Annotated in this window: 9 protein-coding genes and 3 pseudogenes; all 12 read right to left on the minus strand. The window is 35.1% G+C overall.

Annotation, left to right across the window (positions count from 1 at the left end; translation table 11 throughout):
* Window positions 1-12: 12 nt before the first annotated feature.
* On the minus strand, window positions 13-489 hold the full coding sequence (gene tssE / locus ACH8JV_RS16805) for a type VI secretion system baseplate subunit TssE (RefSeq protein WP_263613405.1): 477 nt from the start codon (window positions 487-489) through the stop codon (window positions 13-15).
* Window positions 490-568: 79 nt separating this feature from the next.
* Window positions 569-1,072: a type VI secretion system tube protein Hcp gene (locus tag ACH8JV_RS16810; RefSeq protein ID WP_000653195.1), complete on the minus strand. Its 504-nt coding sequence runs from the start codon at window positions 1,070-1,072 to the stop codon at window positions 569-571.
* A 49-nt stretch (window positions 1,073-1,121) separates the two neighbouring features.
* On the minus strand, window positions 1,122-2,603 hold the full coding sequence (gene tssC / locus ACH8JV_RS16815; RefSeq protein ID WP_233930115.1) for a type VI secretion system contractile sheath large subunit: 1,482 nt from the start codon (window positions 2,601-2,603) through the stop codon (window positions 1,122-1,124).
* A complete protein-coding gene (tssB, locus tag ACH8JV_RS16820) occupies window positions 2,596-3,099 on the minus strand; it encodes a type VI secretion system contractile sheath small subunit (RefSeq protein ID WP_004702470.1) in 504 nt (167 codons plus the stop codon). The genes tssC and tssB overlap by 8 nt, the downstream gene beginning before the upstream one ends.
* A 16-nt stretch (window positions 3,100-3,115) precedes the next feature.
* On the minus strand, window positions 3,116-3,805 hold the full coding sequence (locus tag ACH8JV_RS16825) for a hypothetical protein (protein WP_396522621.1): 690 nt from the start codon (window positions 3,803-3,805) through the stop codon (window positions 3,116-3,118).
* A gap of 642 nt (window positions 3,806-4,447) precedes the next feature.
* Window positions 4,448-4,642: pseudogene (locus tag ACH8JV_RS16830) on the minus strand (hypothetical protein); the annotation flags it as partial.
* Window positions 4,639-5,423 (minus strand): annotated as a pseudogene (locus ACH8JV_RS16835) (putative type VI secretion system effector). The pseudogenes ACH8JV_RS16830 and ACH8JV_RS16835, both read right to left, overlap by 4 nt.
* Window positions 5,424-5,786: 363 nt before the next feature.
* Window positions 5,787-6,211 (minus strand): annotated as a pseudogene (locus ACH8JV_RS16840) (hypothetical protein); the annotation flags it as partial.
* Window positions 6,204-6,950 (minus strand): putative type VI secretion system effector, encoded by a 747-nt coding sequence (locus ACH8JV_RS16845; RefSeq protein ID WP_396522629.1) that lies wholly within the window; start codon window positions 6,948-6,950, stop codon window positions 6,204-6,206. The gene ACH8JV_RS16845 and the pseudogene ACH8JV_RS16840, both read right to left, overlap by 8 nt.
* 10 nt (window positions 6,951-6,960) lie before the next feature.
* Entirely contained in the window at window positions 6,961-9,714 is a 2,754-nt protein-coding gene (locus ACH8JV_RS16850; RefSeq protein ID WP_396522623.1) for a T6SS effector BTH_I2691 family protein, read from the minus strand.
* Complete coding sequence (locus tag ACH8JV_RS16855) at window positions 9,707-10,627, minus strand: hypothetical protein (RefSeq protein ID WP_396522625.1); 921 nt, start codon at window positions 10,625-10,627, stop codon at window positions 9,707-9,709. The genes ACH8JV_RS16850 and ACH8JV_RS16855 overlap by 8 nt, the downstream gene beginning before the upstream one ends.
* 1 nt (window position 10,628) lies before the next feature.
* Window positions 10,629-11,769, minus strand: a 1,141-nt coding sequence (locus ACH8JV_RS16860; protein WP_396522627.1) for a DUF2345 domain-containing protein, incomplete at its 5' end; no start/stop codon positions are given.

Consider the following 11,769-nt stretch of genomic DNA (forward strand, 5'->3'; position numbering starts at 1 on the left):
CACCCACTACGCTTAAGTTCTCGCTGAAATTACATACTGCTGCGTTGTTGGTTTTAACAATGCATCAAATACAACAGGTTCATATAGAGGATGAATATTTAGATAAGCCTGAATACTTAAACATAATGCGCCCATATTATGTCCATCTAACAACATCTCTACCCGTATTTGTCTTAGCCGAGGTTCATGAGCTGCTATTGATTGCTCAATTGATTGACAGATTTTATCCCGATCCAGAGGATTGGCTGTAGAAAGCCCAACAAAATCAATAATCCCGAACTGAAGTATCGATTTTTTTACAAACGGATAGTCATCAACCACATGATCTAACTTTGCTACCCGACTATTGAGCAAGTCTTCTAAATCGTTTGCGACTGATTCTCTTAATTGCTGAATAGAAAGACCTTTTGCATAATCTTCACTTTCTGGAATTAAGCGATCAAATAAAGTTGAACGAAATCCGTATGGATAAAGCCGATCTAAGTTCATTCGAGTTCACAACAAAGCATATTTAGAAACAGCAGAGGCTAACTTTATGTCAGCCTCCACCAAATATTCACTTAAATAATTAAGCTGCGTAAGAAGCTGTATTATTAGAAAGTGACCATTTCTTAGTAACAGCACCTTTAGCAGTACCGTTAATATCTTGTTGGTTATAAGTCCACTCAACAGCAGCATATTTCAAGCCAAATGCTTCTGTAGGAACGCCTTCTTCGTTAACAGTTGGAGTCACGCTAGAAACTAGAACGTGCTTCAATTTGATTTGTAAGTACTTGATACGTTTATCGCCATTTGCACGATAAAAGTCGATTTGTACTTCATCAAATGTATAACCAGCTGAACATGCTTCCCATAGTTTAGGGCTAGTAGCATCTAAGTCTTTCACGAAAACCATGTCAGAATGTTCAACACGTTCAGCAGTATGGCCACCTACGCTACTTGAAGTAGCAGATTTAGGTTGACGAATGTTATGAGACCAAGAGTTAACTTCTAACCAACCTTTGTGCTCAGAATCACGAGATTCTCCATCAACTTTGTATTTACCGCGAAACTCAACGTATATATCTTTCATTTAGAACTTTCCTATTTTTAATTTAAAGTTATTCTTTAGCTGACCTTGATTAATTTGAGGACTGAGGTAACTCAGTGACAAGTCGTAAAGAAACCGACAACTCATCCAGCTGGAAATGTGGTCGCAAGAAAACCACAGATTTGTAGTGACCTGGTTGAGCAGGATCTTCTACAACTTTTACAGACGCTTCACGTAATGGGTATTGAGCTTTTGCTTCTTGAGAAGCACCGTCATCAAGTAATACATACTGTGACAACCACTCATTTAAAAATGCTTCAACATTGCCAGCAGAAGCAAAACTACCCACTTTATCTCGCATCATTGCTTTTAAGTAATGTGCAATACGTGAAACAGCCATGATGTACTGAATTTGACTTGATAAAGCCGAGTTTGCATTGGCAGTATCATTGTCATATTTTTTAGGTTTTTGAGTTGATTGTGCGCCAAAGAAAGCTGCGTAATCTGTATTTTTACAATGTACTAACGGAATAAAGCCTAGATCGCTTAGCTCTTTCTCACGGCGATCTGTAATTGCGATTTCAGTTGGACACTTAAATACAACTTCACCATCTTGTGTTTTAAATGTATGGACTGGTAAACCTTCAACTAAACCACCACCTTCAACACCACGAATAGCAGCACACCAACCATGCATGTCAAATGCATTTGTTAAACGAGTACCAAAAGCATAAGCTGCGTTCATCCACAAATATTCATTGTGGTTTTCACCAGAAACATCCTCAATAAAATTGAAGCCTTCTGTCGCAGTACCTTCTTTTGGATGATATGGGAGACGACCTAGAACATGCGGCAAAGTCAATGCAACATAACGTGAATCTTCACTGTCACGGAATGAACGCCATTGAACATATTCAGCCGTTTCAAAGATTTTTGAAACATCTCTAGGACGATCAATATCTGTAAATGACTCTAGACCTAAAATACTTGGGCTAGCAGCTGAAACAAATGGCGCATGTGCTGCTGCTGCAACATGAGAAATTTGTTCAAGCAAATACATGTCAGATGGTGTGCGGTCAAACTCAAAATCACCAATTAATGCTGAGTATGGTGCGCCACCAAAAGAGCCGTACTCTTCTTCATAAATTTTCTTAAATAAAGTGCTTTGATCAAAGTCTGTAGCACCCTGAAAATCTTTTACCAACTCTTTCTTTGTCGTATTTAACATACGAATTTTAATGAGCGGATTTGAAGGAGTTTCTTGGCAGAAGTAATAAAGACCACGCCACGTTGATTCAATTTTTTGAAATTGCTCATTGTGCATAATCTGGCTTAACTGACTTGAAATTAGCGCATCAATTTCTGCAATACGCTTATCAATTGATAAAGTCATATTTTCAGAAACAGTAATGGTTCCAGCCATTACTTCTTTAGCAAGTTCACCAATTAAACTTTTAGCACGTGAATGTTCTTCGTCATTTCGTGCAATACGACTTTGCTCAACAATCGAATCTAAAAGATTAACTTCTTCATTTTCAACAAGTGGCATCGCTGCTGATTGAGTATTATTCATGGTCAGCCTCCGCACTTAATTTACGGATCTGATCAGTATTTTTAAGAACTTCATCAAGCAAATCTTCTAAACGTTCACTGTTAGAAATTTTGTTTCTTAAATCAGTTAAACGTTCACGCGCTTCAACGAGTTTCTTTAATGGATCAACTTGCTGAACAACATTTTCTGGACGAAAATCTTCCATTGACTTAAATGTTAAATCAACAGCCATTCGTCCACCCTCTTCAGTTAGCGTATTATCTACCTGAAAAGCAGCTCTTGGAGACAACGACTCCATTACTTCATCGATATTATCTAAATCTACATTAATAAATTTTTTATCTTTTAACTTTGTACGTTCAAGCTCAGATGCTGCAGAAAAGTCACCCATCACACCAACAACAAACGGGAGTTCTTTTGCTTCTTTTGCATCACCAATTTCAACATCGTAAGTAAGCTGAACACGAGGAGGTCGAATTCGTTGAAGCTTCTTTTGTACGCTTTCTCTTTTAGCCATAAGGTTCTATCCCAGATTATTTAGTTAAAGGGTCAAAAGGCGAACTTTTTGATTTACTAACACTCGCAACAGGCGCTGTTTTTGGTTTAACAGCAGGTGTTTTTACTGGAGTTACTGTATGTTTAGTTGTCGTTCGAGGAGTAGAAACTCGATTACGTACTACATTTTGTTTTCTATAACTTCTTTTTTCATTATCAGCCGAACCACCTTCAGAGCTCGCTTTGAAATTCGATGGATCAGGTGCAGGCATTGCTGTATGAATATTTTCAATTAACTGCTTTGCAGGAGGATATGTTACATCATTCGTTAAATACCGCATTTCCTGACCACGCATTTGTTGCAAAGAGTTATTTGCAATGCTTACACCAGATAAAAACAATACATCTGTTAATAACGAACCACGAACGTTTTGACTCTGTAATTGACTAGCTAAATTTAAAGCTTTAACTGGTTGGTTAGTCTGATAAAACCGCATCGCTGCTTTAGCTAATAAATCATTCTTTTGAGTAGAATTATCTGTATCGCATACTTGTTTAAAAAGACTTAATAACTCAGGATCAGTTTGACCTTCAATTATAGGGTTTTTCTTAATACAGCTTTTCTTTAGTTTTATAGGTTCTAATTCTGCAGCTTGTGCACAAGATAAACCAACACAGTTACCAATTAAAAAAAGTATCAAAACACTTTGCTTTAACACAACTTTCATTCCTCTATCTTCTTATTTAATCAAGGTTTTACTGAAAAATTAACATTTTATAAATATCAAAAAATCAGGCTTAAACCTTATATTCAAAAAATTTGAATGCAGTTTATCATATAATTAAACATATTTTATATAAAATTCATATCAAACTAAACTAAAAGTAAATAGTTTAGATGCTTATAAAATATAGCTTAATAAAGTTTTTCTAACAAAAAAATAATAATGTTATTTTTTGCAAATAAAAATAAGATATTGATATACAACATTTTTTATGAAAAATAAAATTTCAGCAAATTTATTTTAAATATTGGTTCTTATATCTTATGAAACAATTTCTTAAGAATAATTAATCTTAGATGACATTAAAGTTAATTCTATTTGGTTAGTAACAACTCAAGTTGACTTAACACAAACCACGCCATACATAAAGTTAATAAATTTGTCAAGACTAATCTGTCTATTTATTTTAGTTTGATAAAAAAAATTTGAGCACGTTAAAATTAATATTTATAAAAGAAGATACTTACGTATCTTCTCGAATACTGATATCAAAATAAGATAAAAATCTGATTTCTAGCTAATTTCTATACTTTCACATGTTTTTTTCATAAATTAGAGTTTCTATTAAAAAAATTATCCAGTTATCTTTTTTTTAAACGATATTGATAAACTAGAATCATTGGTAAGCAACGAACTACACTCAGCAAGCACACCAACAAAGGCAGTTCCAGCCGCAATTCCACCAATGTTCTGATTGACTGGAATTTTAGTCTTTGCTTTTTCTAAAGAATGTATTGGACCTTTAACTAACTTAAGGTTTAATTTAAGTTCCACTACTATTCGCTTGTTGTATTCTTACTAAAATAATCTTGTGGGTATGGATCTAGGCCTTTTAAATTTTTTCTATATTTCATTACACTAATCTGAACGCCATCATCAGTTAAAAAATCATTATAAAAATCCTGCTCTTTAGGATTTTCAAAACCCAATTTTTCAAATATTTGCTCTGATAATATTCCAAAATTTTCATAACTTTTACGATAACCAAAGTAATTCACAAAAGCCATCAAAGCTGCTATCCCAAATATCCCCCAAACTCCACACAATTAGACGTAAAAAAGAATCCCAAGAATAAGAAAATCTAAATATATAAAATAATAACAGTGAAATTGATATCACTGTCCATGACAACAAGGTAAAATAATAGGTCTGCATAAAAATAGCTTTATAGCCTTTTTTTTACCGATCGCCCCATTTCATAAATCTTATATAATAAGCCAGACTTAGGGTCGAGGATTGCATAAACTTGATAGCGACCATCTACAGGGATGTCACTAATTACAGCTATCAGTTCATCATTTTCTTTAAAACGAACCGTCGTAAATTGCCCCACTAAAGAATGTTCGTCTATTTCCCCCGTAAAGGTGATGCCATCTTTAGCTTTACCTGCCATTACTAGTATAGGAGCGCTGGTAAGCAACGAACTACTTTCCGCGAGTACACCTGCAAAAGCGGTACCTGCTGCGATGCCCCCCCCCACATCCTGATTTACAGGTATTTTAGATTTGGCTTTATCTAAAGAATGGATTGGGCCCTGAACCAGTTGAAGATGTAATTTCAAAATCTTTACCTTTAGATAACCTTTTAGCCTTTAGTTATTATCCCTATTCTTTTATTTTTGCTCTATATAATTTTCTGGGTATGGATCTTTTTTAATAACTTTTCTATATTCATATACAGACTCTAAAAGAATTTTATAATCATCACTATAGTGGCGTCCAGATAATAAAAAAATTTCTGTTGGATTTTCGAAACTATAAATTTTAAATATCTCTTCTGATTTCTCTGAAAAATGTTTGAGGGATTTGACAGCCCCCTTCATAATAAAAATAATTACAAAATAAAATAATAACTCCGCCAAAGATTATAAAGTTATCTATAGAATAATCATCTATATATATAAATAGTCCTATCATCATAACTACAGTAAGAGCATATAAAACTTTAGCTCCTTTCGTAGCTGAGACCTTATACTTCTTAACGGAGGCTCCCATACCGACTTGCATATAAAGTAAGCCTGTTTTAGAACTCAATATAGAATAGAGTTCATATAAATTTTTTCTAATCGTCTAGCGACACAAATAACATATTCATTTTCAACTATTAGAGCACGATGAAATTACCTATGCAGATTTTTCCATCTGTTTCCATAACAACAGGCTGTACATGTAAACGGCTTTGCGAGGCGAGAAATACCGTTTGCGCAGACAATGAAACACTTTCTGTAACACCACTCAAAATTGCTGAAGATGCAATCTGAGTATTACCAGACTTTCCAAATGTACTTAAAGAGTCATCATAAATTTCTAGTCTTTGAATGCGGCCTTCAAATTTAATTAAATCATACATTCCGTTCTATTTGCTCTATATAGCTTTCTGGATATGGATCACTTTCAATAATTTTTCTATATTCATATACAGATTCTAGTAACAAATGATCTTTTTCACTCAAATAACGACTTGGCAATAAAAAAACCTCTTGCGGATCTTTAAAGCCATACAAACTAAAAATTTGTTCTGACTTTTCTGAAAAATGTTTTAATGAGTTGGATGCATTTTTAATAATAAAAAATAAAATAAAATAAAATAAAATAGCCACTCCTAAAAAAATTAATATATCAACCTGATTAAAACCTCTTGCCCAAAAATAAATTAAAGATCCTAAAAAAATTGTTATTGCGTACCAAACATTTCTACCTTTAGCTATAGAAGTCTGATGAGCTTTAACAGAAGCTCCCATCCCAACCTGCATATGAAGTAAGCCTGTTTTAGGGCTCAATACTGAATAAAGTTCATACAAATTTTTTTCAAGACGTCTTACGACACAAATGACATATTCATTATGTTCAAATAACGCAAGATGGAATTGCCCTACGCAAACTTTACCATCGATTTCCATAACAACTGATTTGACATGTAAACGACTACGTGAAGCGAGAAATACAGTTTGTGCAGACAATGAAACATTTTCTGCCACACCACTCAAAATCGCTGAAGATGCAATTTGAGCATCACCAGACTTTCCAAATGCACTTAAAGAGTCATCATAAATCTCTAATCTTTGAATGCGACCTTCAAATTTTAACATCTCATACATTTTAAACGCTCACTATCGCTTTCATAAACTCTTCATATTCTTCATCTGCAGTTTGGAATTTTTTTTCATTTCTAGATGTAGATTTAAATATTGACTCTTTTTTAGGGTCAGATGCTAATTTAAAAGCTGTTTTTTGACACCAATCTTCCATTGCATCATCCAAAACATATTTTTTAAGTAAAATTTCTGCGCTAATTAAGCCTAATGTTATAAGATTCAATCCAGCAATTACTCGAGCACTCATTAAAAATGCGACTAGAGCATTCGCTGTGAATTTAGTTAAAACTCTTTTAATTACTGCATTTTTGCTATGTTGTAAAATAGCACTAGCTAATACACCTGCCTGTCCAATTAACAAGCCTAAGTTGATCAAAATTCTGGTAAATAACATTGTTTGGATAACAAGTGAGTTCGTCTCTTTTAAGGTTTTTGAATCTACATATAAACCAGTTATTCCACCTAAAGTTCCAAGACTTCCAGCAGTTAATCTAAATGCTGCTGCAGAGGCCGCTGCACCTGTGGCAGTTCTACGGCTCCAACTCTCACCTAACATATCAAATGCAACAGCAGATACCGAGAACATCGAACCTACTAATTGTACCGATAGCTCTGGCTTATCTTTAATATCAGATTTCCAAGCATCATATTGGAAATAAAAATTCAGTAACTCAAAAACACCTACGATAGCAAGTATTCGATTTTTGGTAATATCAGGTTGCCCTTTAACTGCTAAGGATACTGAGTTTTTAATTTCTATCGCCCTAGTATTGCGATAAGTATAAGTCATACCACTTTGCGGTAAAGACGAAATTGCAGCAGCTCTAAATTCTAGATTATACATCAATCTCATCAATGGGATTTGTTGAGCCAAATTTCCTGATCTTAAATATAACAATTGAGCTGTATGACGTTGAGCACCTTCACGCGCCATTATAGTAATTGTACTAATATTTATTGTTCTTAAACGTATATCACCAAACTCTTTTAGAGCCGTATTAAGCATCAAAGATATCCAGTAGAACAGTTTATCTGGCCATTTAAAATCATTTGCCGAGATAAATTTTTTCCCCTCAATACTACCCAACCAACTATCAAAGGCAGCATCGGCTGCGGTAAACATACTAAAACTCTGTTTACTATAATCCAGTAAGTCTTTTGCTGAACTTGGGCTTTCAAATATCTTGGCATACTCATCCATCAAGACTTTGTTATTAAAACAATAGGCTCTCAAGAATAGGTTTTTATCCGAAACTTTTTTTTCACATATCCATTTATTGAGTAAATCTTTCCCTTTTTGCAATAAATTCATGCCATACATTAAGTCCATAATAACCGCATGAAAAATAAAGCCATTGCTTTCTTTCGGTGTTTTACCCTGTTTCAATTCCTCACTCTGGTCAAAATAGAACAGACCTTTTAAAAGATTAGAAGAAACCAGCCAGTTATAATGATCATCTACATAGCGAGCCGCAGCAGCATAACTCTCTTCTGATTTCTTATCGACATCCTTACGGAACTTTTCCAAGCCATTCAGATCTAACTGTGCTTGATACTTTTTCCATGCATGATCGCCATCCACAGTCGCTTGTTTAACAGCCTCTGCTCTCTGTTTTTCAAGTTCGGCTGCAGCTTTTGCAGGCGCATTTTTTTCGAAATTTTTAAGATTCTCAAGTCCCTTTTTATCACCCATACGTTCAGCTCTTTGAATCGCTGCTTGAAGATAAGGTTCTGTAATTTTCTTCCTTTGCTGTTCATTTGAATCAATAATTTTGAACTTTGCCTGAATAGAGTTTGCAACTAAGTTTTGCTTCATATTATCAATCAAAGTCATAGTTTGAAGCTTATGTTCGTTGCTAAAGCCGTCTTTATTTTCTTTTAAGAAACTATCAATCCCTTTAAAGCTTAATATATTACGATCCTCATTTAATTTAGAAGTAATTCCAATCGGATCATAAAGCGCAACACCAATATGCTCTTTCGGTTTCTCACTAAATTTCTTGTTTATTGCTCCCCAACGAGCAGAACCATATGATTCTAATGGCAATGCAACAGCACTTAACTGGGCACTAGAAAGACAATGTTGCTGGACAGCTCCTTTTGTTACATCAATTTTTTGCCAGTAGCCTGAAGTCGCATACTGATCAGCATTTTTTTCAAATTGTTCTCTCATTTTTTTGGTGAGTGGAGCGTGAGCATGAAGCAAATAGACCGTCTGGGCATCATCATTATTTACAGAAGGAATGGTAATTAAAGAAGCGTTAGCACTATGCCCAGCTTTATTACAAGCAAAATCTTGAGCAACAATTGGAGCTTTACTCCCTATAGGAAACTCCTGATGAAACCCCTTTTTATTAGTAATATACGCAACCCATTCTTTTTTCCCGGATTTTCTTTTTATAAGTAAGTAAATATATCCTGAATTAATCATTCGAACTGTATATTTATATTCCTTAAGTGGAACATTAGTAACATTGGCCCCTAATTGTGCCGGTAATGGTTTTACTCCTAAACGAGCTACCGAATATTTAAGAGGTAATATGTTTATACCTGTAGGGCGACAAAAGTTAGTACATTCCTTTTTAGACATCTGAGTGACTGGTATTTTATTATTCTGAGTCGTCGATGCAGCAGCCTGCTGACTAATTTTGCTTGGGTTTGGACTAACACCTAACTTTTGAACTACTTTCTGCTCTTGTTGTGCTGGCGTCCCAAATTTTTTCATTTGTTTCGCAAAAGTCGGTTTATCATTAGCCATGGTAGCTCTCTTTACATTCTCTTATAACTTGTAAATATTGATTTTCTTCTAAATAGTCCATTGCTTTGGTAAATGAGTTGGCCTCACTTCTATCAACCCAACAATGATCAAGTATGTCTGAAATCAAACGACTTTTTATAAAATTTCTATGTAAAATAACGGAATACATTCCATAAGCAATAAGATCCGTTACATGTAAAATTCCATAATGTGTTATTGCTTGATGAAGTGAATCTAATATCTCATCCTGACGAATCAACAACTTCTCGTCATATATAAGAGATTGTTTAATCACCGTATTCGATAACTCAATTAAATCTAGTTTTGCTGACTCAGCATTTGTAAAAGTAAGAGGAAAAAGCGACCTTTTTTCCTGAATTTTCACCTCATACAAACCGTTAAAAAAAACAAAATGCCAATTCTCTAAAAATGATTCAATTCGTTCGCTTTGCTTATCAATTATTGCGGGCAAGTAAACCAACACTCGTGGATCATACCAACGAAAAATAAATTTATTCTTTGTATCTTTTGCAATAACAAGTTTTTTAAAAGTTTGAACTGCAATTTTTAGATCATCAATTTTGCTAAATCCATGAATAAAATAACCATCCTCATTTTGATCCAAATTCATTAATAATGTATGAGTAATAAAGTCTAATGAATTTGCTAGATCTTCTTTCACTTTTATTTTTATAAAGAAAAGAGCTGGACGGCTATTTTTTTTAGCGCCAGCTGCAATCTCTATTGGTTCCAATTCATAATCTTTTAACTTTTCGATAAATTCATCAAAAAATCCATTTAATAAAGTCTCATCGCATAAAAAACTAATATGACCATTTTGTTCAAATAGGTTTGATATTAAATTACTTAACTTTTTAGAATTTAATTCATCTTTAGAAAATAAAAGCTTCATTTTAGTCTAATATCACTTTTGCTGATCCATTTCTTGCTGCATCTGACTGTTTAGCAGAACAGTCTGGTAAATCTAATGCAGGTGGATTTATGGATGAGCCTCCCATAAACAAGTGCTGCCCAGCCTTCACCTCAAGCTTACCACCTGTGACAGGGAAAATACCCGAGCTATTCAGTTTTACTTGAGATCCATTTGCTGTCAGATTAATCTCAGTTGGGCTAGTAATATAAACTGTGTCTTCGGTTGAAGTAATCTGTACACCTTTTCGAGCAATCACATCCAAAGCATCACCTTGGGCCTGAATTTCGACTTTGCCTTGGCTAGCGAAAAGCCGAGCACCTTCTTGGGCGGCAAATAGACTTATTTTTTGACTCGCATGACTTACTATATTCTTTTGCGTAGTCATATTAATGCTATCTCCAGCACTTTGAGTGAGCTGTCCATTTGTACTAAGGTGTATATCTTCATTACTACTTACAGCAATACTTTTTGGAGATGCCAGCAGCATCACTGCTGATTGAAACTCAGCAGCCTTTTTAGGATCTTCTTGTTTGAGAACCTCTAAGAAAGTCTGAATATTCTCAAGCATATCTAACGGGTCAGTTTGTTGATTTTTAGCCACTTCACTGAGTGCCTTGGCATTGCTAAGACCGCCTTCTATTTGTTGTTTGGCCTCATTTGCATCTAGGTGTACGCCTTGAGCTTGGTCTTGTTTATGGGTACTAATAAGTAAGCCACTGCCGGCTCTTACCGCACCCCACTGGTCAGTTCTGAGTTCAAAGCCTTCACCACGACCATCGCTTTCGGCTTTGTCTTTTGGATGGCTTAAGTTACCGAGGTTGAGTTGGCTGGCTGCATGACTACTTTGTAGCTGGGCACTGATTTGACCTGTGGTGTCATCAAAACGGAGTTGGTTAAAGCCTTTGCCATCGACTTCTTCTGATCGGATGCCGCTAAGCTTTTTAGTGTCAGGTAATTGGCCTTTCTGGTCGAACTGGGTTGGGTGGCGTTCAGCTTCGTGAATACGTCCCACCACAAATGGACGGTCAATGTTGCCGTCAAAGAAGTCAATCACCACGATCTCGCCCACGCGAGGCAAGAAGCGTGCTCCATAACCTGCACCCGCCCACGGGGTCAGCACA

The sequence above is a fragment of the Acinetobacter sp. ABJ_C5_2 genome, assembly GCF_044538485.1.
GTDB classification, from domain to species: domain Bacteria; phylum Pseudomonadota; class Gammaproteobacteria; order Pseudomonadales; family Moraxellaceae; genus Acinetobacter; species Acinetobacter nosocomialis_A.